General features: G+C 63.6%; 29 protein-coding genes, 1 pseudogene and 1 riboswitch. Of the genes and pseudogenes, 7 read left to right on the forward strand and 23 right to left on the reverse strand.

All coding sequences use genetic code 11. From position 1 onward, the window contains the following. Positions 1 to 4: 4 nt before the first annotated feature. From ispH to coxB, 10 genes are all read right to left on the reverse strand, one after another. A complete protein-coding gene (gene ispH / locus LB569_RS16010) occupies positions 5 to 1,015 on the reverse strand; it encodes a 4-hydroxy-3-methylbut-2-enyl diphosphate reductase (protein ID WP_224537886.1) in 1,011 nt (336 codons plus the stop codon). Between the two features lie 106 nt (positions 1,016 to 1,121). Continuing rightward, positions 1,122 to 1,877: an SURF1 family protein gene (locus LB569_RS16015; RefSeq protein WP_181173677.1), complete on the reverse strand. Its 756-nt coding sequence runs from the start codon at positions 1,875 to 1,877 to the stop codon at positions 1,122 to 1,124. Beyond that, entirely contained in the window at positions 1,874 to 2,260 is a 387-nt protein-coding gene (locus LB569_RS16020) for a DUF983 domain-containing protein (RefSeq protein WP_027041471.1), read from the reverse strand. Before LB569_RS16020 ends, LB569_RS16015 begins: the two co-directional genes overlap by 4 nt. A gap of 2 nt (positions 2,261 to 2,262) precedes the next feature. Beyond that, a complete protein-coding gene (locus tag LB569_RS16025; RefSeq protein WP_224537888.1) occupies positions 2,263 to 2,754 on the reverse strand; it encodes a murein L,D-transpeptidase family protein in 492 nt (163 codons plus the stop codon). A 91-nt stretch (positions 2,755 to 2,845) separates the two neighbouring features. Beyond that, the gene (locus LB569_RS16030) at positions 2,846 to 3,724 is read right to left on the reverse strand and encodes a cytochrome c oxidase subunit 3 (protein WP_140705827.1); all 879 of its coding nucleotides are present in this window, start codon (positions 3,722 to 3,724) and stop codon (positions 2,846 to 2,848) included. A 1-nt stretch (position 3,725) separates the two neighbouring features. Next, positions 3,726 to 4,355 carry a cytochrome c oxidase assembly protein gene (locus LB569_RS16035; RefSeq protein WP_224693155.1) on the reverse strand — a complete coding sequence of 210 codons (630 nt, stop codon included), beginning with the start codon at positions 4,353 to 4,355 and terminating at the stop codon, positions 3,726 to 3,728. Then, the gene (locus tag LB569_RS16040) at positions 4,355 to 4,522 is read right to left on the reverse strand and encodes a hypothetical protein (RefSeq protein ID WP_224693156.1); all 168 of its coding nucleotides are present in this window, start codon (positions 4,520 to 4,522) and stop codon (positions 4,355 to 4,357) included. Before LB569_RS16040 ends, LB569_RS16035 begins: the two co-directional genes overlap by 1 nt. Continuing rightward, positions 4,519 to 5,463 carry a heme o synthase gene (locus LB569_RS16045; RefSeq protein WP_224693157.1) on the reverse strand — a complete coding sequence of 315 codons (945 nt, stop codon included), beginning with the start codon at positions 5,461 to 5,463 and terminating at the stop codon, positions 4,519 to 4,521. The genes LB569_RS16040 and LB569_RS16045 overlap by 4 nt, the downstream gene beginning before the upstream one ends. A gap of 73 nt (positions 5,464 to 5,536) precedes the next feature. Continuing rightward, complete coding sequence (ctaD, locus tag LB569_RS16050) at positions 5,537 to 7,192, reverse strand: cytochrome c oxidase subunit I (protein WP_140705820.1); 1,656 nt, start codon at positions 7,190 to 7,192, stop codon at positions 5,537 to 5,539. Between the two features lie 38 nt (positions 7,193 to 7,230). Then, entirely contained in the window at positions 7,231 to 8,250 is a 1,020-nt protein-coding gene (coxB, locus tag LB569_RS16055) for a cytochrome c oxidase subunit II (protein ID WP_181173676.1), read from the reverse strand. 259 nt (positions 8,251 to 8,509) lie between these two features. On the opposite strand from coxB, the gene LB569_RS16060 reads away from it, so the two are divergent. From LB569_RS16060 to LB569_RS16075, 4 genes are all read left to right on the forward strand, one after another. Then, positions 8,510 to 9,055, forward strand: coding sequence for an invasion associated locus B family protein (locus LB569_RS16060; protein WP_140705816.1), 546 nt, complete (start codon positions 8,510 to 8,512; stop codon positions 9,053 to 9,055). 172 nt (positions 9,056 to 9,227) lie between these two features. Next, positions 9,228 to 10,640, forward strand: coding sequence for a metalloprotease TldD (tldD, locus tag LB569_RS16065; protein ID WP_140705814.1), 1,413 nt, complete (start codon positions 9,228 to 9,230; stop codon positions 10,638 to 10,640). 164 nt (positions 10,641 to 10,804) lie between these two features. Continuing rightward, complete coding sequence (locus LB569_RS16070; RefSeq protein WP_224693158.1) at positions 10,805 to 11,521, forward strand: transglutaminase-like cysteine peptidase; 717 nt, start codon at positions 10,805 to 10,807, stop codon at positions 11,519 to 11,521. An 84-nt stretch (positions 11,522 to 11,605) separates the two neighbouring features. Next, positions 11,606 to 12,022, forward strand: coding sequence for a hypothetical protein (locus LB569_RS16075; RefSeq protein WP_224693159.1), 417 nt, complete (start codon positions 11,606 to 11,608; stop codon positions 12,020 to 12,022). 206 nt (positions 12,023 to 12,228) lie between these two features. On the opposite strand, the gene LB569_RS16080 is transcribed toward LB569_RS16075, so the two are convergent. The 3 genes from LB569_RS16080 to LB569_RS16090 form a co-directional block, all read right to left on the reverse strand. After that, on the reverse strand, positions 12,229 to 12,474 hold the full coding sequence (locus tag LB569_RS16080; protein ID WP_224693160.1) for a hypothetical protein: 246 nt from the start codon (positions 12,472 to 12,474) through the stop codon (positions 12,229 to 12,231). Between the two features lie 116 nt (positions 12,475 to 12,590). Then, positions 12,591 to 13,832, reverse strand: a complete 1,242-nt coding sequence (locus LB569_RS16085; RefSeq protein WP_224693161.1) for a class I SAM-dependent RNA methyltransferase — start codon at positions 13,830 to 13,832, stop codon at positions 12,591 to 12,593. Beyond that, positions 13,829 to 14,593: a TlyA family RNA methyltransferase gene (locus tag LB569_RS16090; RefSeq protein ID WP_224693162.1), complete on the reverse strand. Its 765-nt coding sequence runs from the start codon at positions 14,591 to 14,593 to the stop codon at positions 13,829 to 13,831. The genes LB569_RS16085 and LB569_RS16090 overlap by 4 nt, the downstream gene beginning before the upstream one ends. A gap of 172 nt (positions 14,594 to 14,765) precedes the next feature. Between LB569_RS16090 and LB569_RS16095 the strand changes: the two genes are divergently transcribed. Beyond that, a complete protein-coding gene (locus tag LB569_RS16095; RefSeq protein WP_140705806.1) occupies positions 14,766 to 15,167 on the forward strand; it encodes a GFA family protein in 402 nt (133 codons plus the stop codon). Here the strand turns inward: LB569_RS16095 and LB569_RS16100 are convergent. From LB569_RS16100 to LB569_RS16125, 6 genes are all read right to left on the reverse strand, one after another. Then, positions 15,164 to 15,457 carry a hypothetical protein gene (locus LB569_RS16100; RefSeq protein ID WP_224693163.1) on the reverse strand — a complete coding sequence of 98 codons (294 nt, stop codon included), beginning with the start codon at positions 15,455 to 15,457 and terminating at the stop codon, positions 15,164 to 15,166. The two genes, LB569_RS16095 and LB569_RS16100, sit on opposite strands and share 4 nt — an antisense overlap. 174 nt (positions 15,458 to 15,631) lie before the next feature. Then, entirely contained in the window at positions 15,632 to 17,545 is a 1,914-nt protein-coding gene (gene dxs / locus LB569_RS16105; protein ID WP_224693290.1) for a 1-deoxy-D-xylulose-5-phosphate synthase, read from the reverse strand. A 98-nt stretch (positions 17,546 to 17,643) separates the two neighbouring features. Further along, positions 17,644 to 18,564 carry a pirin family protein gene (locus LB569_RS16110; RefSeq protein ID WP_224693164.1) on the reverse strand — a complete coding sequence of 307 codons (921 nt, stop codon included), beginning with the start codon at positions 18,562 to 18,564 and terminating at the stop codon, positions 17,644 to 17,646. A gap of 30 nt (positions 18,565 to 18,594) precedes the next feature. After that, the gene (locus LB569_RS16115; protein WP_224693165.1) at positions 18,595 to 18,861 is read right to left on the reverse strand and encodes a DUF2277 domain-containing protein; all 267 of its coding nucleotides are present in this window, start codon (positions 18,859 to 18,861) and stop codon (positions 18,595 to 18,597) included. Positions 18,862 to 18,966: 105 nt separating this feature from the next. After that, entirely contained in the window at positions 18,967 to 19,218 is a 252-nt protein-coding gene (locus tag LB569_RS16120; RefSeq protein ID WP_127280686.1) for an exodeoxyribonuclease VII small subunit, read from the reverse strand. Between the two features lie 3 nt (positions 19,219 to 19,221). Next, positions 19,222 to 20,148 (reverse strand): histone deacetylase family protein, encoded by a 927-nt coding sequence (locus tag LB569_RS16125; protein ID WP_140705798.1) that lies wholly within the window; start codon positions 20,146 to 20,148, stop codon positions 19,222 to 19,224. Between the two features lie 120 nt (positions 20,149 to 20,268). Then, positions 20,269 to 20,457, forward strand: a riboswitch (cobalamin riboswitch). 59 nt (positions 20,458 to 20,516) lie between these two features. Between LB569_RS16125 and bluB the strand changes: the two are divergent. Next, a pseudogene (bluB, locus tag LB569_RS16130) lies at positions 20,517 to 21,131 on the forward strand (5,6-dimethylbenzimidazole synthase); the annotation flags it as partial. Positions 21,132 to 21,250: 119 nt separating this feature from the next. On the opposite strand, the gene LB569_RS16135 reads toward bluB, so the two are convergent. Together LB569_RS16135 and LB569_RS16140 are read right to left on the reverse strand one after the other, a co-directional pair. After that, the gene (locus LB569_RS16135; RefSeq protein ID WP_224693166.1) at positions 21,251 to 22,234 is read right to left on the reverse strand and encodes a hypothetical protein; all 984 of its coding nucleotides are present in this window, start codon (positions 22,232 to 22,234) and stop codon (positions 21,251 to 21,253) included. 90 nt (positions 22,235 to 22,324) lie between these two features. After that, the gene (locus tag LB569_RS16140) at positions 22,325 to 22,933 is read right to left on the reverse strand and encodes a TetR/AcrR family transcriptional regulator (RefSeq protein WP_224537909.1); all 609 of its coding nucleotides are present in this window, start codon (positions 22,931 to 22,933) and stop codon (positions 22,325 to 22,327) included. Between the two features lie 119 nt (positions 22,934 to 23,052). Between LB569_RS16140 and LB569_RS16145 the strand changes: the two genes are divergently transcribed. Beyond that, positions 23,053 to 24,273: an MFS transporter gene (locus LB569_RS16145; RefSeq protein WP_224693167.1), complete on the forward strand. Its 1,221-nt coding sequence runs from the start codon at positions 23,053 to 23,055 to the stop codon at positions 24,271 to 24,273. A gap of 123 nt (positions 24,274 to 24,396) precedes the next feature. Here LB569_RS16145 and ribB read toward each other — a convergent pair whose 3' ends face one another. Together ribB and aroC are read right to left on the reverse strand one after the other, a co-directional pair. Then, positions 24,397 to 25,497 carry a 3,4-dihydroxy-2-butanone-4-phosphate synthase gene (gene ribB / locus LB569_RS16150; protein WP_224693168.1) on the reverse strand — a complete coding sequence of 367 codons (1,101 nt, stop codon included), beginning with the start codon at positions 25,495 to 25,497 and terminating at the stop codon, positions 24,397 to 24,399. Positions 25,498 to 25,592: 95 nt separating this feature from the next. Continuing rightward, positions 25,593 to 26,720, reverse strand: coding sequence for a chorismate synthase (gene aroC / locus LB569_RS16155; protein WP_224693169.1), 1,128 nt, complete (start codon positions 26,718 to 26,720; stop codon positions 25,593 to 25,595). Positions 26,721 to 26,740 lie beyond the last annotated feature (20 nt).

The following is a 26,740-nucleotide window of genomic DNA, read 5'->3' on the forward strand; positions in this document are numbered from 1 at the left end:
TGCCTTACGCGGCCCCGTTGACGAAGGCCATGTCGGCCGGCGTCAGTTCGACATCGCGCAACACCCGCATGACCGGAAAATCCTCTGTTTCGGTGGCCGTGATGGCCAGGTCGATGGTTACATCGAAACGCTGACGGAACGCCTCGATGATCTCATCGACGATGATCTCCGGCGCCGATGCCCCCGCCGACAGGCCGAGCGTCGAAATGCTGCCGATGTCATTCCACGGAATTTCGGCGGCGCGCTGCACGAGAAGCGACATGGCGGCGCCGGCGCGTTCCGCAACTTCGACAAGACGGCGCGAATTCGAGGAATTGGGCGCGCCGACGATCAGATAGAGGTCGGCACCCGGAGCGGTGTCCTTGACCGCCTCCTGGCGGTTTGTGGTGGCGTAGCAGATCGATTCCGCCGCCGGCGCCTGCAGGTCCGGAAAACGTTCCTGCAATGCGCGGATGATGCCGGCGGTATCCTCGACCGAGAGCGTCGTCTGGGTGACGAAACCGAGTGCCTTGGGATCGGCGGGCGCGAGCCGGGCGGCATCGGCCTCGGTCTCGACCAGCGTGACCGCGCCTTCCGGCAACTGTCCCATGGTGCCGATCACCTCGGGGTGGCCGGCATGGCCGATCAACAGCACATGGCGGCCGAGCCGCTGGTGGCGCATCGCCTGTTTGTGGACCTTGGAGACCAGCGGGCAGGTTGCGTCGAGATAGAACAGGTTTCGCGCCTGCGCGTCCGCCGGCACGGACTTCGGCACGCCATGCGCCGAGAAGACGACCGGCGACTGCCGGTGTTCGGCGGGAATCTCTGAAAGTTCCTCGATAAACACGGCGCCAAGGCTTTGAAGGCCCTCGACGACATAGCGGTTGTGCACGATCTCGTGGCGGACATAGACCGGCGCGCCATATTTCTTCAATGCCAGCACGACGATCTGGATGGCACGGTCAACGCCCGCGCAAAAACCGCGCGGCTGGCAGAGCCGGATCGTCAGGGGAGGCTTGGCGATTGTGTGAAGCATTAAATCCTGCCGGTTCGTCAGCGCCGAAATGAGGTGCCCACCCCTGCCCTGTCAAGAGCGTAGGTAGAAATGGGGGTGTCGGTTGGAAAGGAGGCGTCGGTCGCGTTCATTCCTCTTTCGCGGGCCGGCGAAGCCGCAGGATGAGGACGGCGGCGAGCGCCGCGGCCAGGCCATACCAGGTGACAGCATATTGCAGATGGCTGTTCGGCAGGTCGACGATGGTGACGCCCCCGACCGGCAGGCCGCCGGGATTCGGCGTCTTGTCGGCATCGATGAAGATCGGCACCAGCGTGAACCCGGCCGGCAGGCCGGCGCTCGCGGCCATGACGTCGCGGTCCTTCCAGTAGAAGATGTTCTTGGCCACGTCATTGTCGGGCAGCATCATGGACGGCTTTGCCGGCAGCGGATTGCGCGCAAGCCCGGTGATGGTCACCTTGCCCGTCACCTGTCCCTTGGCGCGCTTGGCGGCATCCTTGAGGTCATAGGGTACGAAGCCGCGATTGATCAGGACGAAACGGCCATCGTCGAGGGCCAGCGGCGTGTAGACGTTGAAGCCGGCGTCCCCTTCCCAGGTCGCGTAGAAATGCCGCTCGCCGGAATGCAGGAAAGTGCCTGAGACCGTGACCGGGGTATAGTCGACGTCGCCGGTCGAGGCGAATTGCTTCTCGACCTCGGCAAGCGGCAGTGGCGCCGAGTGCGTGCGCTGGTCGATGGTCCGCAGCAGACCTTCCTTCCAGTGCAGGCGCTGGACCTGCCAGGTGCCAAGTGCCAGCAGGATCCCGAGCAGAAGCAGGCCAAGGCCGAGCAGCAATGCCGACCTTGGCCGCGAACGGCCGCGGTCGTTGAGGGAAGCTTCGTTCATTCGCCGCGATCCAGTCGCCCCTCGGCGGCCTTGTTGGCGTATTGCAAGGTGAGCAGCACGCCCTTGATCAACCGCAGCGCCGTAAGGCACAGCACCAAGGCCAGCGGGATCCAGATCAGCAGATGCAGCCACAGCGGCGGGCTTAGCGTCACTTCAACCCAGAGCGCCAGGCCGACGATGATGAAGCCGATGATCAGGATGACGAACACGGCCGGCCCGTCGCCGGCATCGGCAAAGGAGTAATCGAGACCGCAATTGACGCAACGCTTGCCGACGGTGAGGAAGCCGGAAAAGAGCCGCCCCTCGCCGCAGCGCGGGCAGCGGCCATGCAGGCCGGCCGAAATCGGCTCGATCGGAGGCCAGATCGCCTTATCGTCACTCATGCCTATTGCTCGATCTCGATTGGCGTCCCGTCGGCCACCATTGCCCAGATTTCGTCCATGTCGGAGTCCGTAACCGCAATGCAGCCATCGGTCCAGTCGACCAATTGAAGCAGCCAGCCCCACCAGCCGAAACCGTTCGGCTGGCCATGGATCATGATCATGCCGCCGGGATCGACATTGCGTGCCTTCGCGGCCGCCTGATCGTCGACATCGGGGTAGGAAATGTGGATCGACCTGTGCGCGATGCTGTTGGGGTTGCGCCAGTCGAGGACGTAGCGCCCCTCGGGTGTGCGCCGATCGCCCTCCTGCCGCTTGTGACCGACGGGATCTCCACCGAGTGCAATGCCGTAGCTGCGCAGGACCTTGCCGTCGCCGATCAGTTCGAGCCGCCGCTCCGCCTTGTGGACACGCACCAGATCGACCTTCTCAGCGGCAAAGGCCTGGAAGGTCGCGATCAGAAATGCGCAAATCGCCCAGAAAATTGTCAGCCGCATTTTCTATCGATCGATGATCATTGCGCCGAAAAGAAGAAGGCGGCCACGTCGCCGCGGCCGCCTTCTCCAAATCAAAAATCCGCGGGCGGGATCAGTGGCCTTCGATCACCGCGCCGACCGATCCCCAGACGTAGATCGATGCGAACAGGAACAGCCAGACCACGTCGACGAAATGCCAGTACCAGGCGGCTGCCTCGAAGCCGAAATGCTGCTTGGGGGTGAACTCGCCCTTCATCGCGCGGATCAGGCAAACCAGCAGGAAGATGGTGCCGATGATGACGTGGAAGCCGTGGAAGCCGGTCGCCATGAAGAAGGTGGCGCCGTAGATGGAATCCTTGAAGCCGAACGGAGCGTGCATGTACTCGTAGGCCTGCACCATGGTGAACAGCATGCCGAGGCCGACGGTCAGCACCAGGCCGTTGATCAGTCCCTTGCGATCGCCATGGATGAGCGAGTGGTGGGCCCAGGTGACGGTGGTGCCCGAGAGCAGCAGGATGATGGTGTTGTAAAGCGGCAGATGGAAGGGATCGAGAACCTCCATGCCCTTCGGCGGCCAGACACCACCAGTAAACGTGTGGCGCGCGTAGTTCTGCACCTCACCGGCAAAAAGGCTGGCATCGAAATAGGCCCAGAACCAGGCAACGAAGAACATCACCTCAGAGGCGATGAACATGATCATGCCATAGCGCAGATGCAGCGACACGACGCGCGTGTGATGGCCCTCATGCGCTTCCTTGATCGTGTCCGACCACCAGGCGAACATGGTGTAGAGCACGATCACCAGGCCGATGAAGAACAGCCACGGATTGGCGATGTTGAAGCCGAAGATCGGGAAGGAGCCGCCCTTCAGATACTCCATGAGGCAGACGCCGCCAAAGGCCATGACAAGCGCCCCGATCGACCCCAGGAAAGGCCACGGGCTCGGGTCGACGAGATGGTAGTCGTGATGTTTTGCGTGCGCGTCTGCCATATCAACCCCCGAGATTTTCGGTATCTGAAACTGTCTTGCTGTTGCCCTTGGCCGGCTCCGAGGAGGCGACCGGCTTGTTCTTCTCGACCGGGAACATCGTATAGGACAGCGTGATCGTCTTGATGTCCTTCAGTTCCGGCACGTTCACGATATCGGGATCCACATAGAACAGGACCGGCATGTCAAGCGTCTCGCCGGGCTTCAGCGACGTATCGGTGAAACAGAAGCACTCGACCTTGTTGAAGTAGGGTCCGGCCAGTTCCGGCTGGACGTTGAAGGTGGCGCGGCCGGTGACGGGACGATCGAACTTGTTGGTCGCCTGGTAATGCGCCTGCACCGTCTGCCCGATCTTCATCGTCATCGAGCGCTGGACCGGCTGGAACTCCCACGGCACACCGGCGATGTTGGCGTCGAAGCGGACGGTAATCTCACGGTCGAGCACGCGGCCGGCATATTGCTTCTCGACGCGCTGCGTCGTGCCGCCATAGCCCGTCGCCTGGCAGAACATCCTGTAGAGCGGCACTGCGGCATAGGCCATGCCGATCATGCCGGTGAAGAAGGCAAGGCAAACGACCGCGACGACGCGGTTGCTGTTATTGCCCGCAGGCTTTTTGGGCGTTTCGACGCTCATCACATCTTGCCCGACAAATTGTGGGCGAACTTCACGATCGTCGCGATGTAGAAAATAATGACCAGCACCGCCAGCGCCACGCCGATGGCGACGGAACGGTTGCGCTGAGCCTTCTTCTGCCGATCGGTCAGAGTGACCGTTTCGAGCTTGTCTTCGGCCATGCTCATGATCCACCAGCCGCGAGTACACGCCCGATGACGCTGTCGGCGAGATAGACGGCGAAGATGGCGAAGAGATAGAGCAGCGAATAGGCGAACAACGCCTTGGCCGGCCTCATGGCGCGGTCGTCGTCGGCCATGCCAAGCACTTTCCAGGCATACCAGACAAAGCCCGCGCCCAGCAGCAGGGCGGCAACGCCATAGAATGGCGTGGTGTAGCCGAGCAGCCACGGCAGCACGCCGACCGGGGCCAGCACCAGCGCATAGGCGAAGATCTGGCGGCGGGTCGAGGCCTCGCCGGCGACGTTCGGCATCATGGGAATGCCGGCGCGGCCATAATCCTCGGACTTGAACAACGCCAGCGCCCAGAAATGCGGCGGCGTCCACAGGAAGATGATGAGGAACAGAATGATGCTTTCGAGGCTGACCGAGCCGGTCACGGCTGCCCAGCCGATGACAGGCGGAAAGGCGCCGGCCGCACCGCCAATGACGATGTTCTGCGGCGTCCAGCGTTTCAGCCACATCGTATAGACGACAGCATAGAAGAAGATGGTGAAGGCCAGCAGCGTCGCCGAGAGCCAATTGACCAGCACGCCGAGCGTCATCACCGAGAGCACCGACAGCACCAGTCCGAAAGCCAGCGCCTCGCCTGGACGAACGCGACCGGCCGGCACCGGACGATTGGAGGTTCTGGTCATCACCGCGTCGATGTCGGCATCGTACCACATGTTGAGCGCACCAGAGGCACCAGCGCCAATGGCGATTGCCAGGATCGCGATCACCGCCAGCAGCGGGTTGATGGTCACGGGTGCGGCCACCAACCCGACGAAGGCGGTGAACACCACCAACGACATGACGCGCGGCTTCAGCAGGGCGAAGAAATCACCCGCAGTGGCTTCCGACATGCGGAAGCCCGCTTCGTCAATGCTGTTTTCGTCGACTAGGGCCATGCGTACTCAGTCCATTCTTCCGTTGGCCAAAACCGCCGGCGGACCGGCGGTTTCGCATTCGAGGGGAGCCGCCTTACTTGATCTTCGGCAGTTGCTCCCACTGGTGGAAGGGCGGCGGCGAAGGCAGCTGCCATTCAAGCGTCGTTGCCCCCTCGCCCCATGGGTTGGCACCGGCGATCCGCTTCTTCTGGAAGGCTTCGAAGACGCCATAGAGGAAGATCAGCACGCCGACGGCCGAGATGTAGGACCCGATGGACGACACATAGTTCCAGCCCGCGAACGCATCCGGATAGTCGATGGTGCGGCGCGGCATGCCGGCGAGGCCGAGGAAATGCTGCGGGAAGAAGATCAGGTTCACGCCAACGAAAGTCACCCAGAAGTGGGTGTTGGCAATGACAGGCGAGTACATGTAGCCGGTCATCTTCGGGAACCAGTAGTACCAACCGGCAAAGATGGCGAACACCGCACCCAGCGACAGCACGTAGTGGAAGTGGGCGATGACGAAATAGGTGTCATGCAGCGAGCGGTCGAGGCCGGCATTGGCGAGCTGGACGCCGGTGACACCGCCGATGGTGAACAGGAAGATGAAGCCCAGCGCCCACAACATCGGCGTCTTGAAAGAAATCGACCCGCCCCACATCGTCGCGATCCAGGAGAAGATCTTCACACCCGTCGGCACCGCGATGACCATGGTGGCGAAGACGAAGTAGCGCTGCGTGTCGAGCGACAGGCCGGTCGTGTACATGTGGTGCGCCCAGACGATGAAGCCGACGGCGCCGATCGCTACCATGGCGTAGGCCATGCCGAGATAGCCGAACACCGGCTTCCTCGAAAATGTGGAGATGACGTGGCTGATGATGCCGAAGCCCGGCAGGATCAGGATGTACACTTCGGGGTGACCGAAGAACCAGAACAGGTGCTGGAACAGCAGCGGGTCGCCACCGTTGTCCGGCGCGAAGAAGGCTGTGCCGAAATTGCGGTCCGTCAGAAGCATGGTGATGGCACCGGCAAGAACCGGAAGCGACAACAGCAGCAGGAAGGCAGTTACCAGCACTGACCAGGCAAACAGCGGCATCTTGTGCAGCGTCATGCCCGGGGCGCGCATGTTGAAGATGGTGGTGATGAAGTTGATGGCGCCGAGGATCGAAGAGGCACCGGCGATGTGGATCGACAGGATCGCCAGATCCATCGCCGGTCCAGGCTGACCCGAGGTCGAAAGCGGCGGATAGAGCGTCCAGCCGCCGCCGACACCATAGGCGCCTGGCGCGCTCGGCATGAACATCGAGGTGAGCAGCAGGATGAAGGCTGGCGGCAGCAGCCAGAACGAGATGTTGTTCATGCGCGGGAACGCCATGTCGGGCGCGCCGATCATGATCGGCACCATCCAGTTGGCAAAACCGCCGATCAGTGCTGGCATGACCATGAAGAAGATCATGATCAGCGCGTGCGCGGTGGCAAAGGCATTGTACATGCTCTTGCCGCCGTCGATCGCGGCATCACCGTTCATGCCATAGACCATCTGCGCCAGACCGCTGAAAATCTGGATGCCTGGCTCCTGCAGCTCCATGCGGATGGCAACCGACAGCGCGCCGCCGATGATGCCGGCCATGATCGCGAAGATCAGGTAGAGCGTACCGATATCCTTGTGGTTGGTCGAATAAACCCAGCGCACCCAGCCGTGGTAAGGCTTGTGGTCGTCGTGCCCGTCGTGAGCTGCAGCGTCTGCCATGTTCCGCTCCGTTCCCTAAATCTTGCTAACCCGCGGCATCAGTTGCCGGCGGCCGCTACCTTGTTCTGGCCATCGACCTCGGCCATGAGCGTCTTGTTGGCGCCGGGCAGATCGGTCTTGGCCGCCGCCAGCCAGGTCTTGAACTGCGCGTCGGAGACGACGCGGATGGCGATCGGCATGAAGGCGTGGTCCTTGCCGCAGAGCTGCGAGCACTGGCCGTAGAAGATGCCTTCCTTTTCCGCCTTGAACCAGGTCTCGTTGGTACGCCCTGGAATGGCGTCGACTTTGATGCCGAAGGACGGCACGCCGAAGGAGTGGATCACGTCGGTCGCGGTGACCAGCAAGCGGGTCATGGTGTTGACCGGCACCACCAGCTCATTGTCGACCGCGAGGAGGCGCGGATAGACCTTGCGGTCCTCCTTGCCTGCTTTGGCTCGATCGCCTTCCTGGAGGATGGCCGAATTGAAGGAGAGCGTGCTGTCGGTCTGGTACTCGTAGTCCCAGTTCCACTGGTTGCCTGTCGCCTTGACGGTGAGCTTGGCTTCTTCCGGCGGCGTGTACTGGGCGGTCAAGAGCTGGAACGAGGGAATGGCCAGGCAGAGCAGGATCACGACCGGGCCGACGGTCCAGATCACCTCGATCAGCGTGTTGTGGCTGGTCTTGGAGGGAACCGGGTTTGCACTGGCGCGGAATTTCACGATGCAGTAGGCGAGCAGAAGCAGCACCAGGATGGTGATCGGGACGATGAACCACATCGTATAGTTTCCGAACCACTCGATCTGCCGCATCATGTCGGTCGCCGGCGCCTGGAAGGTGGTCTCCCACTCCACGGGCTGATCGGCATGGGCGGATGTGCCAGCGAAAAGCACAGTGGCAGCGGCACAAGCACTCAGAAACTTGGCACTTGCTAGAAACCTGGCGCCAGCTAGGAAATTTCTCATCGCCCTCTTCGTCTCCCAGTTCCTCGCGGCGGTGCCAACGAGAATAACGAACAATGCCGGGACGGGAATCCCGACAGTCTCAAGGTGGTTCAAACCATACTCTTTTTCCCTCCGCAAGAAAGGAGCGGAGGAAACTGTGCGGCATTTTTGCGCGCAAGCCGTGACGGGTGTTTGAAGGCGGCCGCATCGGCAGCGAATCGTCTATGTCCGACACATCGTCCTGCCTTTGGCCGTCAGGCGTGCCTGGCGTCGTAATTCAGGCGAAATTGGCAGGGAAAAGCGCGCTATTGGCTTTTTCGGGACAGCCAAGCCGTCGTCTCGTCCTTTACTTGGCTTTGGCGCGGCTTAAAGTGCCGTGATTCGCAATGGAGCGGTTATGAACTCTTGGCTGTCGAGAACCGGGCTTTCGAGAACCTTGGCGAAGATCGCCGTTCTCGCCGCCGTCTCCTGTGCCGGCCTGTCCGTCACCGGCCAGGCCAATGCCGCCCAGCCGAGCGGCACGGTCAAGTCGACGCATGGCGCGTGGTCGATCATCTGCGACACGCCGGCCGGCGCCACCTCGGAACAATGCGTGATGATGCAGAACGTCGTCGCCGAGGATCGGCCGGAGATGGGGCTTTCGGTCGTCGTGCTGCGCACCGCCGACAACAAGGCCGAGATCCTGCGCGTGCTGGCGCCGCTCGGCGTGCTCCTGCCGAACGGGCTTGGCCTCAATGTCGACGGCAAGGATATCGGCCGCGCCTATTTCGTGCGCTGCTTCCAGGACGGCTGCTATGCCGAGGTCATTCTCGAAAAGCCGCTGCTCGACACGCTGAAGACCGGCACGTCGGCGACCTTCATCGTCTTCCAGACCCCGGAAGAGGGTATCGGCATTCCCGTCGACCTCAAGGGTTTCGCCGAAGGCTTCGCCGCCCTGCCCTGATCGCGGCTTCGCGCTGAATCGGGCCTTGCCCCGGCTTTTGCCGATTCCAGGCGCATGCCTTGTGCTCAGCGGACGGGTGTCATTCGTCGGCGCTGATCTCCATTGCCGATTGTGCGGGCGCGGCTTCACGCCTACATCGGGGGAAAGCAATCATCCCACGGACGGACGCGCCATGAACAGCCTGATCGGCCAATTCGACATTTCAGACGACCGCATCAAGCAGATCGTCGCCGACACCATCAAGGGTGCCGACGACGGCGAGCTTTTCCTCGAATACAGCGAGAGCGAAGCGCTGATGTTCGACAATGGCCGGCTCAAGACCGCCAATTTCAACACCGACCAGGGCTTTGGGCTGCGCGCCGTCGCCGGCGAAGCCAGCGGCTACGCACATTCGAGCGACCTGTCCGAGGCCTCGCTGCTGCGCGCGGCCGACGCCGTCTCGACCGTCAAGGGCGGCTATTCCGGTACGCTAGCCGCCGCGCCCGCCCGCACCAACCGCCATCTCTACGGCGACGAGAACCCGATCCCCTCGCCCTCCTTCGAGGCCAAGGCCAAGCTGCTGCAGGAAATCGATGCCTGGCTGCGCGCCGAGGATCCACGCGTGCGCCAGGTGACCGCCTCGATCGCCGCGTCCTGGCAGCATGTCGAGATCGTGCGTGCCGATGGCCAGGTGGTGCGCGATATCAGGCCGATGGTCCGCGTCAACGTCTCGGTCATCGTCGGTGACGGCGACCGCCAGGAGAGCGGCTCCTATGGCATGGGTGGGCGCAAAGCGTTCGGCGACTTCCTGATCGAGGATAGCTGGAAGCACGCCGCCAAGGAGGCACTCCGGCAAGCGCTGGTCAATCTGCAGGCGATCCCGGCTCCGGCCGGCACTTTCGACATCGTGCTGTCCAGCGGCTGGCCGGGTGTGATGCTGCATGAAGCGGTCGGCCACGGCCTTGAAGGCGATTTCAACCGCAAGAAGACATCGGCCTTCGCCGGCCTGATGGGGCAGCAGGTAGCCGCCAAGGGCGTGACCGTCGTCGACGACGGTACCATCCCCGAGCGGCGCGGCTCACTCACCGTCGACGATGAAGGCACGCCTTCGGCCCGCAATGTGCTGATCGAGGACGGCAAGCTGGTGGGCTACATGCAGGACCGGCAGAATGCCCGGCTGATGGGCATGAAAGCCACCGGCAACGGCCGGCGCGAAGGCTATGCGCATCAGCCGATGCCGCGCATGACCAACACCTACATGACCTCGGGCGACATGGAGCCGGACGAAATCATCGCTTCGGTCAAGAACGGCATCTACGCCGTCTCCTTCGGCGGCGGCCAGGTCGACATCACGTCGGGCAAGTTCGTGTTCGGCTGCACCGAGGCCTACATGATCGAGAACGGCAAGGTGACGCAGCCGATCAAGGGCGCGATGCTGATCGGCAACGGACCGGACGCGATGCACCGCGTCTCGATGGTCGGCAACGACATGAAGCTCGACAACGGTATCGGCATGTGCGGCAAGGCCGGCCAGGGCGTGCCCGTGGGCGTCGGCCAGCCGCATCTGAGGATGAACCAGATGACGATCGGCGGCACCCGGGTTTGAGGCTCGGTGCCGCCACGTGATGTTTCCGGATGGAACAGCGCGCGACGCGTGCTGCGTTGCGAGGGGAGATGCTGGCGTTTCCAGCCCGTATTTCGGCCGGGACCTTGAAGTGGACACAATCCAGATTATGAAATTGTTAAGTCTCTGACTGCCTGGGCTGCCTTTTGCGCACGGACGCAGCACCAGCTCCTCGTTGCGGTGGTGGTTTTGGCAATGCGGCCCGTCCTGACTTCGTCTTTCGTGCTTGGCTTCGTTTCGTTGATTGGCGCGACGGCGCTGCAAGCCGGTCCGGCGGCAGCACAGTCGACATGGTTCAAGGCGCGATCGACGCAATCTTCCGCCGCCGCCGTCGGCGGAAGCACCAGCGTCCCCTACGGTGGGTCGATTTCTGTCATCGCCGACCCAAAGAGTGCAAGGTGCCCGCTCTGCCGGCCGCGAACGTCAAGCTGACGGCGCGGAACCTCCGCATCCTGAAGCGGATAAATCAGAAGGCGAACAGTTCCATCAAACCCGTCAGCAATTTCGACCACTGGGGCACGATGGCGGACCATTGGGACTACCCGGTCGACGGGAAAGGCGACTGCAAGATCTACGCACTCTACAAACGCAAGCTCCTTCAGGAGGCTGGCTTTCCCCGGCAGGCGCTGCTGATGACGGTCGTGCGCGACCTCAACAATGAAGGCCACACCGTCCTGACGGTGAAAACCGACAAAGGCGATCTCGTCCTCGACAATTTGGTCGACGAAATCAGGCCATGGAACGCGACCGGCTACTATTTCCTGAAACGTCAGTCGCAGCAGAATCCGAATATCTGGCTGTCGGTCAACCAGCGAGGCGGCACGCCGAGAACCTCCAAGACTGTTGCAAAGCTCGTGGACTGAGCCTGTCAGAACCGCGGCGAGTTCCGACAGTCGAGAGCGGGTTCCGCAACCGTCTCATCCGCGCTTGATCTGTCCAGGGTGGACATGGCTTCAGACGAAAACTGGTTTATATTTTTCCGAAATGCCACCAGCCTGCCCCAGCAGGGCAGGCTGGCAATGACCTCGGCCGCGAAGGCGGCCGGTCAGGTGGCTTTGCCGCCGTTCTTCTTGCAATCGGCGCGGAATTTCTCACGTGCCTTGCCGTGCAGTTTCTGGGCATCCGCAAGTGCTGAACATTGCTTCGAAATCGCGGTTTTCTCAGGCGTCATGGCAGTCGTCTTCGCCTTCTTCACGGGGGCGGCCGTGGTGGCGGCCGGCGCCGTTGTGGTCGTGGTGGCTGCCGTGGTCGCCGCCGCGGCTGCTCCCGTCGCGATGAACCCGGCTACGGCGATGGAGGTCAGAACGCTTGCAATCCTCATCATGGTCACTCCCTTGAGCGCCCCGCCCGGCATCGACTGGTAACAGCAGGCCAACGGGCCGCGCAATCGAGACCACGGCCGACCACGCAGTTGTGATGTGAGCGTGTGTCGCGCGGCACGGTCGGGGTTCGAGCCGTGTTACCTCTTGCAGGCCGGCTCATTGGGATGTCCGCAGGGCGGCTTCTTGCCTGGCTCGCGCTGCTGCTTTTGCCGTGCCGGCGCTGCCGCCGCATCTGGGCGGCGTGGAATTCAGGCTTCTGGTCTCGAAACCATCTGTGCCTGCTGCTTGAGCTGGCGGTGCGGATTGCCGCTCGAGACCTTGTCGCCCGCCGGTCCGCCGTTGGCCGGCAGCTTGTGGAACTTTGGCCCCTTGCTCTGTCCGATACCTGTCCCATCCGTGGCATCCGGGCCGCCTGCGCCTTGACGTTTTTTGAGTTTGCCATTGGCCGCGATCTGGCCATTGAGCGGCGCGGTATTGTTGGTCTTCGGTTTCACCCCCCGCAGGACCGCCCGACTAGGCTGGCGCAACAAGGCGGCTTTGCGGCATCATTCCGGCGCCTTTCGGACGGGATGGGCCGGATTGCCCGGTCTCAAGCGAATGTGATCGGATGTCAGCGCCTCCGCCTGGGCTTTTCCAGCAGGGCGACGGCCTCGACATGCGGCGACCACAGGAACTGATCGATCGGCGTCACGCTCTTCAGCGTGTAGCCGCCATCGATAAGGATGCGCAGGTCGCGAGCCAGCGTCACCGGGTTGCAGGACACCGCGGCAACGAACGGGACATCCGAGCGGGCGATCTGCTTCGACTGATCCTCGGCTCCGGCGCGCGGCGGATCAAAGACAAGCCCGTCGAAGAGATTCAACTCCTTAAAGGTCAGCGGCCGGCGAAACAGGTCGCGGCGCTCGCCCGTCACCCGCTTGAGCCCGGTGGCGAAGCGCGACCCCCGGTCGAGCGCCGACAGTGCGGCCGCATCGCCCTCGACCGCATGGACTTCCGATTTCGCGGCCAGCCGCAAGGCAAAGCTGCCGCAACCGGCAAAGAGATCGGCGACCTTCTTGGCCCGCGATAGATGTCCGCCGACGATCTCGGCCATGGTCTGTTCGGCCGCCTCGGTCGCCTGAAGGAAGGCGCCCGGCGGCACGGCGACCGCGACGCTGCCGAACATGACCACGGGTTTTCTTGGCTCGATGACGATCTCGTCGTCGATGGACAGTCTGGCAAAGCCCTGCGCAAGGACAAAATTGGAGGCGATGCGGCGCTGGTGTTCGCCGAGCTTGCCGGAGTCATGCACCGCGATGTCGAGGCCGGAGCCCGTCACGGTGACCGCCATCCGGAACGATTTGGTGGTGGCGCATATCAATTCTGCCAGCGCTTTCAACGGGCCGAGCGCGGCGACGATCTCGGGCAGCGAGATCGGACATTCGGATATAGAGATGATTTCCGGCGACAGATGGCGATTGAAGCCGAGCAGCATGCCCGCATCGGCGCGCCGGGCGGCAAGCACGACACGGCGCCGCGAGTGCGGCGCACAGGCAACCAACGCGCCGATGTCGCAATCGATGCCCTTGCCCTTCAACGCATGCACCACCTTCTCGCGCTTCCACTGCCGATAAGCCTCGGCTTCCAGATGCTGGAGGGCGCAGCCGCCGCACTCGGTGAAATGGCGGCAGGCGGGTTCGATGCGCAGCGGCGAAGCCTCCAGCACCGCCATCAGCGTGGCGCGATCCCGTTCGCGTGCGGCGGTGACGGTCTCGCCGGGCAGCGTGAAGGGAATGAACAGATCGCCGCTTTCGGTTTCGGCGATGCCGTCGCCTTGAGCTCCGAGTTTCCTGATGGTGAAGCGCGTGCTCATCGATCCTTGACCCCACCGAGCAGGAATTCGCGATTGCCGTCGCCACCTTCGATGGGCGACAAATGCAGGCCGAGCGAGCGCCAGCCGCCAACGGCATCCAGCCAATCCCGCAGCAGGCCGGCGACACGGGCCGCATCGAAGGGATCTTTCAACAGGCCGCCCTTGCCGATCGCCTCGCGACCGGCCTCGAATTGCGGTTTGACCAGAAAGATCGCCCCGGCACCGGGCTTCGCAAGAGCAAGTGCCGGCGGCAGCGCCAGTTTCAGCGAGATGAAGCTGACATCGGAAACGATGAAATCCGGGCTTCGGCCACCAAGACCGGCGATTGTCAAATCGCGGGCATTCAGCCCTTCGATCACCGTTACGCGCGGATCACCGCCGACATCGGGATGCATCTGGCCGTGGCCGACATCGATGGCCGTGACGTGGGACGCGCCGCGTTCGAGCAACACCTGTGTGAACCCGCCGGTCGAGGCGCCGATGTCGAGGGCTTCGCGGCCTGCGGGGTCGAGGCCGAAATGGTCTAGCCCGCCGATCAGTTTGAGCGCCGCGCGCGAGACATAGGTTTGCGCCGGATCGTCGATGACAACAAGGGATTGCGGCGAAACGTTCTGGCCGGGTTTGCGGGCAATCGCGCCGTCGACCGTCACCGTGCCGCGCTCGACCGCGTCGCGGGCGCGCGAACGGCTGGCAAACAGCCCACGCTGGACGAGCAGGTCGTCGAGCCGCTGGCGTGTGCTGGCTGGCAGAGGTGAATTCATCGGCCTTCTCTGACGAAAGCCCGCGATGAAGGCAAGGACATTACACGGAACAAGGTGACGTCGGACGTGAACGGCTGGAGCAGCGAGCTTGGCCGCGGCTTGCGCGCATCGCGTCGGATCCAGCAGAATGGTCGTCGAGGAGAGCCTCCATCGTCGAACCCGAGGAGAACGAATGCTGACGGGAACCTGCCACTGCGGCGCGGCCCACTGGACCCTGGAAGGCGATCCCGGTCCGGTGACTGCCTGCAACTGCACGCTTTGCCGCCGCTATGGCACGCTCTGGGCCTATGATTATGTCGATGAACGCATTCGGGTTTCGGGGCCGACGGCCAGCTACACGCGCGCTGGAAAGGACGATCCGTCGCTGGAAATCCTGTTCTGCCCGACATGCGCCTGCGTGCTCGGCTGGCGCGGACTGCGCGCCAGCGCCTCGGGTCGAAGACGCATGGCCGTCAACGTCCGGCTGGCGCCGCCCGAAGCCGTCGCCGATCTGCCGATCGACCATTTCGATGGCCTCGACTCCTACGACGATCTGCCACGCGATGGTCGCTGCGTACGCGATATGTGGTTCTAGAAGATCGTGCGTGAACCCTGGCGTTCGACAGCTGGGGACAAACCATCGTCCCTGTTGCCCGAAGCCTGTTCGCGCGGACGCTCGGTCGTAACAGCGGGCCGAGGTGCGGTGTCCGGAACGACGACGAACTTCGGCACCTGCCTGAAGGAAAAGCCGCCGCGAATATCGCCCATCTTGCCGGCGACGATGCCCATCGCGGCCTTTTCAAGATTACGGTCGTAGGCCGTTTCGGCGGCGGCAGGCACGACCATCACGGCCAAAAGTGCCCCGCCGCACAAAAGCATCTTCATTGATTTTGTCTCCCTGCCTGGCCGTGATCTAGCACGGCGCCGTTGAAAAACGGCCAAGGGACAGGGTAAGCGAAACGCCAAACGGCAGCGTTAACAATGCGCTACGAAATCAAGCCGGCAAACCGATTCAAGCCGTTCAGATTTTGATTCAGGCGCGCTGGGCGCGATTTTGATTCAAGCGCGCTGCGCGCGGGCCGTGTGGCCGAGCGCAGTGAAAACGGTGCGCACGATACCGGCGGCGTCGAGCCCGGCATCGGCATACATCTTTTCCGGCTTGGCATGGTCGGTGAAGACGTCGGGCAGCACCAGCGGGCGCACTTTGAGACCACTTTCCAGCAGTCCTTCATGGGCGAGGAACTGCAACACATGGCTGGCGAAGCCGCCGATGGCGCCCTCCTCGACCGTCACCAGCACCTCGTGCGAGCGGGCCAGCCGGCGGATCAGGTCCTCATCGAGCGGCTTGGCGAAGCGGGCATCGGCGACCGTGGTGGAAAGACCGGCCGCGCCGAGTTCTTCCGCCGCTACAAGACAATCCTGCAGGCGCGTGCCGAAGGACAGCAGGGCGACCTTGGTGCCCTCCCTGACGATGCGGCCCTTGCCGATCTCGAGCATGACGCCACGCTCCGGCATGTCGACGCCGACGCCATTGCCGCGCGGATAGCGGAAGGCGATCGGCCCGTCGTCATAGCTGGCGGCGGTGCGCACCATATGGCGCAATTCCGCCTCGTCGGCCGCCGCCATCACGACGAAGCCCGGCAGACTAGCCAGGAAGGTGGTGTCGAAGGCGCCGCAATGGGTGGCGCCGTCGGCGCCGACGAAGCCGGCGCGGTCGATGGGGAAACGCACCGGCAGTTTCTGGATCGCGACGTCATGGACGACTTGGTCGTAGGCGCGCTGCAGGAAGGTCGAATAGATCGCCGCGAAGGGCTTGTAGCCTTCCGTCGCCAGGCCGGCGGCAAAGGTCACCGCATGCTGTTCGGCGATACCGACATCGAAGGTTCTGGTCGGAAATACCTCGCCGAACAGGTCGAGGCCGGTGCCGGTCGGCATGGCGGCGGTGACGGCGACGATGCGGTCGTCCTCGCGGGCTTCGCTGATCAGGCTTTCGGCGAACACCTTGGTGTAGGCGGGAGCATTGGCCGGTGCCTTGGCCTGCGCGCCGGTGATGATGTCGAACTTGTTGACGCCGTGGTATTTGTCGGTGGCGGCTTCCGCCGGCGCATAGCCCTTGCCCTTCTGGGTGACGACATGGATCAGGACGGGGCCTTTTCCGTTGTCGCGAACGTTCTTCAGCACCGGGATCAGGTGCTCCAGATTGTGCCCGTCGATTGGGCCGATATGGTAGAAGCCGAGCTCCTCGAACAAAGTGCCGCCGGTGACGTAGCCGCGCGCATGCTCGACCGCCCGGGTGATGGCGCGATCGGCGCGCTTGCCGAGATAAGAGGTCAGCTTCTTGCCGAAATCGCGCAGGCCGACATAGGCCTTGCCAGAGGCGAGCCGCGCTAGATAGGCGCTCATGGCGCCGGTCGGCGGGGCGATCGACATGTCATTGTCGTTGAGGATGACGATGAGCCGGGCATCGAGCGCGCCGGCATTGTTCATCGCTTCATAGGCCATGCCGGCCGACATGGCGCCATCGCCGATGACGGCGATGACGTTGTTGCGGCCGCCGGAGAGGTCGCGGGCGGCGGCCATGCCCAAGCCGGCCGATATCGATGTCGAGGAGTGAGCAGCGCCGAACGGGTCGTACTCACTCTCGGCGCGGCGAGTGAAGCCCGACAGGCCACCTTCCTGGCGCAAGGTGCGGATCCGGTCCCGCCGGCCGGTCAGGATCTTGTGCGGATAGGCCTGGTGGCCGACATCCCAGATCAGCCGGTCACCGGGCGTGTTGAAGACATAATGCAGCGCCACCGTAAGTTCGACCACGCCGAGGCCGGCACCCAGATGGCCGCCGGTGCGGGACACCGCGTCGACCAGTTCGGCGCGAAGCTCGGATGCCAGTTGCGGCAATTCGCCCTCGGCCAGCGTGCGCAGGTCGGCCGGCACGCGGACCTTGTCGAGAAGCGGCGTATGCGGCGTTGCGTTCACGGGCACCCAGACTTTCTGTTCATCGGCGGGATAGGCCGCCGTCCGGCGAAAGTAAATGCGTGTCGGTGACGCGGACCGTCAGCCTCTCACCGACCCGCTCAGCCTTCCGGCAGCGGAATGAACTCTTGCTGGTCGCCAGGAACGATGTCGAAGCGGCCGGTCTTCCATTCCTGCTTGGCCTGTTCGATGCGCTCCTTGGACGAGGAAACGAAATTCCACCAGATGTAGCGCTTCGAACCGAGCGAGGCGCCGCCGAACAGCATGAAATGCGCACCGGCTTGCGACGATATGACGATCTCGTCACCGGGCTTGAACACCAGCATGCGCTCGGCCGGAAACACGTCGCCCGAAATCGAGACCTCGCCCTCCAGCGTATAGATGGCGCGCTCTTCGGCGTCGGCCGGGATTTTGACGCTGGCGCCGGGCTTCAGCCGCAAATCGGCGTAAAGCGTCTCGGAATCCGCCCGCACCGGAGACCGCAACCCCTGGAAATCGCCGATGACGACGCGGCCGCTGACGCCTTCGGCGTCGATTTCGGGAAGTCGAAGCGCAGCGGTGTTCTCGAACACCGGTGCGACCTCTTCCTTGCCGTCGGGCAGCGCCAGCCAGGTCTGCAGGCCGGAGATCGACATTGGCGCGCCGCGCAGTTCCTGCGGCGTGCGCTCGGAATGGACAATGCCGCGACCAGCCGTCATCAGGTTCACGTCACCGGGCTCGATGACCATTTCGGTGCCGAGCGAATCGCGGTGCCTGATCCTGCCGTCGAACAGATAGGTCACGGTCGAGAGGCCGATATGCGGATGCGGACGGACATCGAGCGCCTGGCCCGCCCGCAGGATGGCCGGGCCCATACGGTCGAAAAAGATGAATGGCCCGACCAGCCTTCTCTTGGCGGTCGGCAAGGCGCGGCGCACCTCGAAGCCGCCAATATCCTTGGCGTTGGGGATGACCATCAGCTCGAGCTGGTCGCTGGCAAAGGCATCACCGGCTTCAGGATCTTTACCGGGAAAGAAGCTCATGAACTCTCCTTGTCAGCGGCCTTGGCCGCGTCAGGCAAACCGGATAGCCGCCTTCGCCCGCAATTTGGCCGCCACCTCTTCCCGGTTGCGCGGATGCTGGTGGGTCTCGAGCGTATCAAGCAGCTCGCGTGCCGCCGCCGCGATAGCCTCGACCGCGTGATCGAACGCATGCTGGTTCTTGGCGGACGGCCGCGTCCTCCCGCTCAGCTTGCGGACAAACTGGAGCGCCGCGTCGCGGACTTCGTCATTGGTTGCCGGCGGATCAAAATTGAACAGGGTCTTGATGTTTCTGCACATCGTTTCCAAACCTCCTCTGGAACCTTTTCAATCGGGACGAGCCTTATCCTCAATCATGATCGTGTCCAAAAGCCGGTGAGGCAAGCGCGTCGTTGGCGAGCGGCGTCAGTCAGCGTCGAGCGGCTCGGTTCCGACCGGCTTGCCGTCGCGCGACAGCCTGATCTTCTCGACCTTGTCCTCGGCAGCCTTCAGCAGCCGGTCGCAATGCGCCTTCAGCGCCTCACCGCGCTCGTAGATGCGGATCGACTGGTCGAGCGGCACGTCGCCACGCTCCAGGTCATCGACGATCTTCTCCAGCGCGTCGAGCGCCTGTTCGAAGCTCATCGCCTTGACGTCTTCGTTGATCTCACCGCTCATCATTCATCCTTTCATCAGTCGCCCGACATGGGCGGCGACCGAAAATGCCAATCCCTGCAGATCGTAGCCGCCCTCGAGCAGGCTGACGAGCCGGTTGCCGCTGTGGCGAGCGGCGCGCTGCATGAGCTGGCCGGTCGCCCAGTCGAAATCGTCCTCGGTCAGATTGATCTCGGCCAGGGGATCGCGATGATGCGCGTCGAAGCCGGCCGAAATGATGATCAGGTCGGGCGCGAAATTGTCGATCGACGGCAGCACGCGCGACAGGAAGGCGTCGCGAAACACCTCGCTGCCGGTTTGCGGCGCCAGTGGCGCGTTGACGATGTTTCCGGCGCCGGTCTCGGTCTTCGCGCCGGTGCCGGGGTAGAGCGGCATCTGGTGCGTCGAGCAATAGAGCACCGAGGGATCGTCCCAGAAAATGTCCTGCGTGCCGTTGCCGTGATGCACGTCCCAGTCGACGACGGCGACACGTTCGGCGCCATGCTTCTTCTGCGCATACCGGGCAGCGATCGCCGCTGTGTTGAAGAAGCAGAAGCCCATCGCCGTGGTCTTTTCGGCGTGATGGCCGGGCGGTCGGGCCGCGACGAAGACATTGTCGGCACGGCCCGCGAAGACGTCGTCGACGGCGGCGTTGGCGGCACCGATCGCGGTGATGACCGCCTGCCAGCTTTTCGGGCTGGCGGTGGTGTCGGCATCGATGCGGGCTATGCCCTCGTCGGGGATGGCGGCGCGGACACGCGCGACGAAATCGGCGGGATGCGCGTAGAGGATCGTCGCCTCGTCGCCTTTAGATGCCTCGACGCGGTCGAGCGCGGCAAAAGCTTCGTCGTCGAGCACGCGCTCGATGGCGCGCAGGCGATCCGGCCGCTCGGGGTGACCGGGCGGGGTGATGTGTTCGAGAAAGATCGGGTGTGTATAGAGACGGGTGGCCATGTCCCCCTATCTAGTGCCCCGGCGCCTCAATGACCATGCGCCGCGCTTTGATCGCTGGGGAAAATCACGTCCGCGTCTCGTAGTGTCGCTACGGGCATTGGCGTCGCCGGCACTTCGGCGTAAGGTGGGGACCTGCCTGGTGCCCGCCGGTCGATTTGTGGCGGGAGAATCGGGAACACGGTTGAATTCCGTGGCGTGCCCAACGCTGTAAGGGGGACCGCGCCGGTAAATGCCACTGTCGATGACGGGAAGGCACCGGAGGCGGGTTGATCCCGAGCCAGAAGACCGGCCTGGCAGGCATCGATATCCGCATGGTCAGGCGGATATCAGGGATTGCAATCGCAAGGGGACACGCGATGCCGGAAGCCATGACCGCTCCTGTCGGCGACGGATTCGATCAGAAAGCGCGCGACGCGGTTTATCGCGCCATGTTCACGCGGCGCGACGTCCGCAGCCATTTTACATCGGAGGCGATCGATGACGACGTCCTGGCGCGGCTGCTGCTTGCCGCCCATCACGCGCCGTCGGTCGGCTTCATGCAGCCCTGGAACTTCATCGTCATCCGCGACGGGCAGCGGCGGGCTGAGGTGCGCGACCTGTTCCTGGCCGCGCGAGAACAGGAGCTGCCGGCTATCGAAAAAGAAAGGCGGGCGCTGTACCGCAAGCTCAAGCTCGAAGGCATTTGCGAAGGCGCGCTCAACATCTGCATCACCTGCGACCGCGAACGCTCGAAAGGCTCGCCGCTTGGACGCTGGCACAATCCGGAGATGGACCTCTTCAGCACGGTCTGCGCGGTGCAGAATTTCTGGCTGGCGGCACGTGCCGAGGGTGTTGGCGTCGGCTGGGTCAGCATCATCGAGGCCGAGGCGTTGAAACGGCTGCTGGCCATTCCCGACCATGTAACGCCGATCGCCTATCTCTGCGTCGGCCGTGTCTCGGAGTTCGCACCGAAACCGGATCTTGAAACGCATGGCTGGGGACGACGGCTGCCGCTGCCCGACCTGATCATGAGCGAGACGTTTTGCGGCCAGGGAGAGGCACCGCTCAAATCGGCGGTGGCGCGCCTCAACATCCCCGATATTGCGCCCGCGAGTCCCACCGATCAGCGCGTCGCGCCGGCCGTGCCCCAGCGCGAGCCGCCGAAGGTGGAGAGCGCCTTGTCCTTGAGTTCCCTGAACTTCGACGAGGCTTCGGCCAGCCTGGCATCCCAGGCGGCATCGGGCACCTGGCCTTCGATGGTCTTGAAATAGACCTGCATCAGGCAAGCGATGGCGAAGGGCTCGATAAAGGCCGCCTTGAAGGCCCAGGCAAAGACGATCGCCAGCACGAAGGCCCAACCGGCGAGTTGACCGGGCATGACGTAAAGAATGGCGGCGGCCGGCGCCAGCATCAGCAGGAAGATCACAAACGACACGCCCCACATGATGACCGCCAGCCAGACGGCGTTCTTGACCATGATCTTGCCGTTCTGGGCGTAGAGCACGACGCCTTGGCGCGCGGTTTCGAAGGGCGAGGACGAGTTGATGCGAATGTTGTAGCCGAGGATGATCTCGTCGACATAGGTCAGCGACAGGCGGATCAGCGTGTTGAGGAAGGCGACAAGGCCGCTGAGGCCAGGAATGGGCAGGAAGGCGGCGACGCCGCCGAGCAGGCCGGTGATGGCGCGGATGGCGCCCTTGACCAGCTGGTCGACGACGAAAAGGATGTTCGCCTCGGCGAAACGCTCGGTCACGACCTGTTTCGCGTAGGCGATCTGGTTCTGGCCGTCGGGAACGTCATGACCGTCGATCAGATGCACCATGACGGCGATGTGGCCGGCCTTGACGACATAGAGGATGTATTCGCGCAGCCAGTAGACGGCGATCGAGACGACGCCAAAGCCGACCACGCCGCCCCACAGGGCAAAGGACAACGGGCCGTCCGGATCGGTGGAGATATGGCCGACGCCATAACCGACCGAGGCACCGGTGCCGGTGGCCATGATGTAGGCCAGCGTGATGCCGAAATAGACGATCATGCGAAAGACAATGAAGGGCCAGGTCCGCACCATGATGGACACCGACCTGCCGATATCGAAATCCCACATGCCCGATTCTCCCCCTCAGAGATGGCTGGGGGAGGATGCGCTCAAACCGGCTGTTGTCAATTGCGGGCGGTGGCGTCCCGCCATGGCGGTTCAGCTTGACCGCGCTTGCGGCTTTTTCAGCAGGCCTTCGAGCAATTGCTTGAACGCCGCCACAACCATCCTCGACGTCGCCTCGGGATCCTTCGCATTGGCGATGCGCTGCGCGGCCTGACTGCTCGCCCCGTTGATCAGCCGCGCTGCCGACTCCGGGTCGACACCGGGGACGACCACCCCTTCCCCCTGCAGCGCGATTAGATGATCGGTCATTGAACCGACACATGCACTGGCATTCGACCATTGCGCCGGGTCGCCCAGCACGGCCGGGCCATCCCGGAACATGATGCGCTGGATTTCCGGCTCCAGCGCCATTTCGATATAGGTCGTGCATTCGTCGACGAAATGCTGCCAGCGGGTCGGCGCCCGTGACGCAACCTCATTCACCCGGGCGGCCATTTCCGCATCGATTTCAGCGATAACCGCCTCCAGCAGGCCTTTCTTGTCGCCGAAGTGATGATAGAGGGCGCCGCGAGTCAGCCCGGCCGATGCGGTGAAATCGTCCATCGATGCTTCGGAATAGCCGATAGTGCCGAAAGCCTGACGCGCCGCGGCGATCAGCTTGGCTCGTGTCTCAGCGATCATCTCCTTGCGTGGTCGGTGCATGCTCTGGTCCTATCCACATACGCTCCGTATGCCAATTGACATACGCGACGTATGGTCTATTTAACACTCATACGTATCGTATGTAATTATCAGATCGCCTTTTGTCGAGGAACCGGATCATGCATAACCCTTACTCCGAAATCTTCCGGGCCCGCGGAGCCAAAGGCTTTGCGGCCGCCGGCTTCCTGGCGCGCCTGCCGATCGCCATGGCGCCGATCGGCATCGTCGCGATGCTGTCGCAGACGCGTGGCGAATACTGGCTGGCGGGTGCTGTCTCGGCGACTTTCGCGCTAGGCAATGCTTTCGTGGCGCCGCAGATATCAAGGTTGGTGGACCGTCTGGGCCAGACACGCATCGTGGTCCCCACCACCATCATCACCGTGATCGCCTTCGCGGTTCTCATCGCGGCGGCCAATCAGGATTGGCCGGTCTGGACGCTGTTCGCCTCGGCACTGGCAGCCGCGGCCATGCCCAGCATGCCGGCAATGGTGCGCGCGCGCTGGACCGAGATTTTCCGGGGACGGCCGCAGATGAACACCGCTTTCGCCTTCGAATCGGCGGCGGACGAACTGGTCTATATCGCCGGCGCGTCGCTGTCGGTGGGCCTCAGTGCAGGCCTCTTTCCTGAAGCCGGCGTTCTGGTCAGCACCGTGCTCCTCGCCATCGGTTCAACGGCTTTCATCCTGCAGCGGTCGACCGAACCGCAGGTGCGGCCGGTGGATCGCGCCACGAGCGGTTCGGCAATAAGGCTGCGGCCGGTGCAGATCATCACCCTTGCCCTGATTTTCATCGGCGCGACCTTCGCCACGACGGAGGTGAGCACCGTGGCCATCACCAAGGAATTTGGCCAGCCGGGCGCCGCCAGCCTCGTCATCGGCGTCTATGCGCTGGGGTCGTTCGTGCTCGGCATCATCGTCGGTGCCCTCAACCTGCAAGCGCCGCTGCAACGCCAGTTGGCAATCGCGGTCGCCCTGGTCGCGCTTGGCACGCTGCTGCCGCTCACCGCCGGTACGGTGCCGCTGCTGGCGCTGACCGTGTTCATCAGCGGCGTGGCAATCTCGCCGACCTTCATCACCGCCTTCGGCCTGATCGAACGGCACGTGCCGGAAGCGATGCTGACTGAAGGCATCACCTGGGTGATGACCGGCATCGGCATCGGCATGGCGCTCGGTTCCTTCGCCGCCGGCGCGGTGGTGGATGCGTTCGGCGCGCAGAACGGGTTCTGGGTTTCGGTTGCATCAGGCGTTATCGCGCTGGTCACGGTGCTGCTCGGCCAGCGCAGCCTCGCCACCCACGAATGCGAGTTGGCAGGATGCGAGGCGGCTATCCCGGCGGAGTGACGGCTAGCCGTCCGATGATCAGCGCATATACGTTTGGCCTAGGCGACATCGTCATCCACGGGCGAAGCGACGCGCGGCGGAGCGCAGACCCGTGGATGACGACGTCGCGAAGGTGTTGGCCCGCTACAGAATCTCGGTCTTGGCGATGTGGATGCCAAAGCCCTCGAGGCCGATGTAATGGCGCTCGCGCGAAGCGATCAGGTTGATGGAAGAAATGCCGAGATCCTTCAGGATTTGCGCGCCTAGGCCGATCTCGCGCCATTCGCTCTCGCGCCGGCGCGCCTCTTCGTGATCCTCGCGGTCGCCCGACGCGGGGCGCTTGCGCTCCTGATGCGCGACGCCGACCGAGCCCTCTCTGAGATAGACGATGACGCCGCGCTTGCGCTCGCCCATCGCCTTCATGATGCCGTCGAGCCGGTGGCTGGTGCCGAACACGTCGGTCACCACATCCTCGGAATGCAGCCGCACAGGCACGTCCTCGCCGTCACGGATATCGCCGAAGACGACGGCGACATGGTGCATCGTGTCCCAGGGCAGCGTGTAGGTGAAGACCTGCGCCTTGCCGCCGAGCGTGTCGATGTCGGAGCAGGCGACGCGCTCGACCAGCGTTTCCTTGCGCTGCCGATAGGCAATGAGATCGGCCACCGAAACCTGCTTGAGGCCATGTTCTTCGGCGAAAGCCTGCACCTGCGGGCCGCGCTTGACCGTGCCGTCGTCATTGACCAGTTCGGAAATGACACCGATCGGCGGCAGGCCGGCGAGCTTGCACAAATCGACAGCCGCCTCGGTATGGCCCGAGCGCATCAGGACGCCGCCCTCGCGCGCGATGAGTGGGAAGATGTGGCCGGGGCGGACGAAATCGGAGGCGCCGACATTACCATTGGCAAGGTTGCGGACGGTCAGCGTGCGGTCGTCGGCCGAAATGCCTGTCGTCGTGCCATGCTTGAAGTCGACGCTGACGGTGAAGGCGGTGGTGTGCGCGGAATCATTGTCTGCGACCATCGGCTGCAGGTTGAGCCGCTTGGCTTCCTCGCGCGGCATCGGCGTGCAGACGATTCCGGAGGTGTTGCGCACGATGAAGGCCATCTTCTCGGGCGTGCAGTGGACGGCGGCGACGATCAGGTCGCCCTCGTTCTCGCGTCCGTCATCATCCATGACGACGACGATCTCGCCGCGCTCGAAGGCGCGGATGGCTTCGACGATCTTCTTCTGGTCGTAAGGCATAGTGCGCTCGCTTCGCTCGCAAGGGAGTAGGGGAATAGGGCAGCAAGGGAATAGGGAAAAGGAAAGAATTTGCCTGGTCGGGCTAAGGGTGAAATTTATTTCCCCTGCTCCTCTACTCCCCTACTCCCCTTCCCTGTCTGTCCTCGATGCCGCAGATAATGGTCGGCGATGGCGCAGGCGACCATCGCCTCGCCGATCGGCACGGCTCGGATGCCGACGCAGGGGTCGTGGCGCCCCTTGGTCATCACCTCCACGTCGTTGCCGTCCTTGTCGATCGATTTGCGCGGCGTCAGGATCGACGAGGTCGGCTTGACGGCGAAGCGCGCGACGATCGCCTGGCCGGTCGATATGCCGCCCAGGATGCCGCCGGCGTTGTTGGACAGGAAGACCGGATTGCCGTCATTGCCCATGCGCATCTCGTCGGCATTCTGTTCACCGGTGATGCGGGCGGCCTCGAAACCATTGCCGATCTCGACGCCCTTCACGGCGTTGATCGACATCAGGCCGGACGCGATGTCCTGGTCGAGCTTGGCGTAGATCGGCGCGCCGAGGCCAGGAGGCACACCATCGGCGACGACCTCGATCACCGCGCCGACCGAGGAGCCGGCCTTGCGGATGCCGTCGAGATACTGCGTGAAGACGGGCACGGAAGCCGGATCCGGGGTAAAGAACGGGTTCTCGGCATCGCCGATGAAATTCCAGTTCCAGTTGGCGCGATCGATCGACTTTTCGCCCATCGACACCAATGCACCGCGCACCACCATGCCCGGCACCACCTTGCGGGCGAGCGCGCCGGCGGCGACCCTGGCCGCCGTCTCGCGCGCCGAGGAGCGGCCGCCGCCGCGATAGTCGCGTATGCCGTATTTGACGTCGTAGGTGTAGTCGGCATGGCCCGGCCGGAACTGGCGGGCGATCTCGCCATAGTCTTTCGAGCGCTGATCGACGTTCTCGATCAGCATCGACACCGGCGTGCCGGTGGTGATCATCGTGGCGCCGTCCTCGTCGAGGACGAAGCCCGAGAGGATCTTCACCTCGTCCGGTTCGCGGCGCTGGGTGACGAAGCGCGACTGGCCCGGACGGCGCTTGTCGAGTTCGGCCTGGATTTCGTCGCGCGTGAAGCGGATGCCCGGCGGACAACCATCGACCACGCAACCGAGCGCTGCGCCGTGGCTCTCGCCCCAGGTGGTGACGCGGAAAAGATGGCCGAACGTGTTGTGAGACATGGAAAAGCGCCCTGCCCGGC

Origin of the sequence: Mesorhizobium sp. BH1-1-4 (assembly GCF_020165665.1) — a bacterium.
Classification (GTDB): Bacteria; Pseudomonadota; Alphaproteobacteria; order Rhizobiales; family Rhizobiaceae; genus Mesorhizobium.

Coding starts and splice junctions, on each gene's coding strand:
- ctaD (WP_140705820.1), bottom strand. CDS start 7,192: ATGGCAGACGCTGCAGCTCACGACGGGCACGACGACCACAAGCCTTAC.
- LB569_RS16060 (WP_140705816.1), top strand. CDS start 8,510: ATGAACTCTTGGCTGTCGAGAACCGGGCTTTCGAGAACCTTGGCGAAG.
- aroC (WP_224693169.1), bottom strand. CDS start 26,720: ATGTCTCACAACACGTTCGGCCATCTTTTCCGCGTCACCACCTGGGGC.
- LB569_RS16075 (WP_224693159.1), top strand. CDS start 11,606: ATGGCTTCAGACGAAAACTGGTTTATATTTTTCCGAAATGCCACCAGC.
- LB569_RS16110 (WP_224693164.1), bottom strand. CDS start 18,564: ATGAGCTTCTTTCCCGGTAAAGATCCTGAAGCCGGTGATGCCTTTGCC.
- LB569_RS16020 (WP_027041471.1), bottom strand. CDS start 2,260: ATGAGTGACGATAAGGCGATCTGGCCTCCGATCGAGCCGATTTCGGCC.
- ribB (WP_224693168.1), bottom strand. CDS start 25,497: ATGCCTTACGACCAGAAGAAGATCGTCGAAGCCATCCGCGCCTTCGAG.
- LB569_RS16100 (WP_224693163.1), bottom strand. CDS start 15,457: ATGAAGATGCTTTTGTGCGGCGGGGCACTTTTGGCCGTGATGGTCGTG.
- LB569_RS16125 (WP_140705798.1), bottom strand. CDS start 20,148: ATGGCCACCCGTCTCTATACACACCCGATCTTTCTCGAACACATCACC.
- LB569_RS16090 (WP_224693162.1), bottom strand. CDS start 14,593: ATGAATTCACCTCTGCCAGCCAGCACACGCCAGCGGCTCGACGACCTG.
- tldD (WP_140705814.1), top strand. CDS start 9,228: ATGAACAGCCTGATCGGCCAATTCGACATTTCAGACGACCGCATCAAG.
- LB569_RS16035 (WP_224693155.1), bottom strand. CDS start 4,355: ATGAGCGTCGAAACGCCCAAAAAGCCTGCGGGCAATAACAGCAACCGC.
- LB569_RS16015 (WP_181173677.1), bottom strand. CDS start 1,877: ATGAACGAAGCTTCCCTCAACGACCGCGGCCGTTCGCGGCCAAGGTCG.
- LB569_RS16140 (WP_224537909.1), bottom strand. CDS start 22,933: ATGCACCGACCACGCAAGGAGATGATCGCTGAGACACGAGCCAAGCTG.
- LB569_RS16025 (WP_224537888.1), bottom strand. CDS start 2,754: ATGCGGCTGACAATTTTCTGGGCGATTTGCGCATTTCTGATCGCGACC.
- LB569_RS16115 (WP_224693165.1), bottom strand. CDS start 18,861: ATGTGCAGAAACATCAAGACCCTGTTCAATTTTGATCCGCCGGCAACC.
- LB569_RS16095 (WP_140705806.1), top strand. CDS start 14,766: ATGCTGACGGGAACCTGCCACTGCGGCGCGGCCCACTGGACCCTGGAA.
- LB569_RS16145 (WP_224693167.1), top strand. CDS start 23,053: ATGCATAACCCTTACTCCGAAATCTTCCGGGCCCGCGGAGCCAAAGGC.
- ispH (WP_224537886.1), bottom strand. CDS start 1,015: ATGCTTCACACAATCGCCAAGCCTCCCCTGACGATCCGGCTCTGCCAG.
- LB569_RS16120 (WP_127280686.1), bottom strand. CDS start 19,218: ATGAGCGGTGAGATCAACGAAGACGTCAAGGCGATGAGCTTCGAACAG.
- LB569_RS16085 (WP_224693161.1), bottom strand. CDS start 13,832: ATGAGCACGCGCTTCACCATCAGGAAACTCGGAGCTCAAGGCGACGGC.
- LB569_RS16040 (WP_224693156.1), bottom strand. CDS start 4,522: ATGAGCATGGCCGAAGACAAGCTCGAAACGGTCACTCTGACCGATCGG.
- LB569_RS16045 (WP_224693157.1), bottom strand. CDS start 5,463: ATGGCCCTAGTCGACGAAAACAGCATTGACGAAGCGGGCTTCCGCATG.
- LB569_RS16030 (WP_140705827.1), bottom strand. CDS start 3,724: ATGGCAGACGCGCACGCAAAACATCACGACTACCATCTCGTCGACCCG.
- LB569_RS16135 (WP_224693166.1), bottom strand. CDS start 22,234: ATGTGGGATTTCGATATCGGCAGGTCGGTGTCCATCATGGTGCGGACC.